The organism is Sphingobium sp. LMC3-1-1.1 (assembly GCF_040676285.1).
Taxonomy (GTDB): Bacteria; Pseudomonadota; Alphaproteobacteria; order Sphingomonadales; family Sphingomonadaceae; genus Sphingobium.
This window is the reverse complement of record NZ_JBEGHQ010000058.1, coordinates 1-563: the sequence shown is the minus strand read 5'-3', so window position 1 is coordinate 563 and position 563 is coordinate 1. Positions and strand designations below refer to the sequence as shown.

1 protein-coding gene is annotated in these 563 nt (G+C 56.7%); it reads left to right on the top strand.

Annotated elements, in window-relative coordinates; translation table 11 throughout:
* Positions 1-172 precede the first annotated feature (172 nt).
* Positions 173-502 carry a nuclear transport factor 2 family protein gene (locus tag MRBLMC3_RS19955; protein WP_072894987.1) on the top strand — a complete coding sequence of 110 codons (330 nt, stop codon included), beginning with the start codon at positions 173-175 and terminating at the stop codon, positions 500-502.
* Positions 503-563: the final 61 nt, after the last annotated feature.

Genomic DNA, 563 nt, shown 5'->3' with positions numbered 1-563 from the left:
CGCCGTGCGATGGCCAATACCGCATCAAACTCGACCAAACCGTCCTGGTGCATTGTCCTACTTTTCGCAACATCGCATGACGATCTATCCCGATTATCATCGCAAAGGTCCAGCCCTAAGTTGGCGTCACCAAGAGAAGCAAAGCGCTTTTCCGGAACAATGGAGACGTATAATGACCCTCAAGTTGCCCGAAATTATCGCCGATTATTTCGACGCCGACAGGAAACGAAGCGCTGAAGCTGTTGCCGACTGCTTCACCAATGCCGCCGTCGTCATGGACGAGGGACATACCTACACTGGACGCGACGCCATCCGGCAATGGAAGGCAGACTCCTCCACCAAGTACACCTACAGCGTGGAGCCCTTCTCGATCTCGACGGAAGGCGAGCGAACGACCGTGTTCAGCCATCTCGCTGGTGATTTCCCCGGAAGTCCCGTGGACCTGCGCTATCTGTTCGTCCTTGAAGGGCAAAAGATCGCTGGGCTGGAGATCACGCTGTGAGCGTGCCCGTTCCAGGCGGTAGCCATCCGTTCCTCGATCTGGGCGGAAAGCGCGCGCTGAT

Bases quoted from the DNA above. Each gene is read 5' to 3' on its own strand.
- MRBLMC3_RS19955 (WP_072894987.1), top strand. From the start codon at position 173: ATGACCCTCAAGTTGCCCGAAATTATCGCCGATTATTTCGACGCCGAC.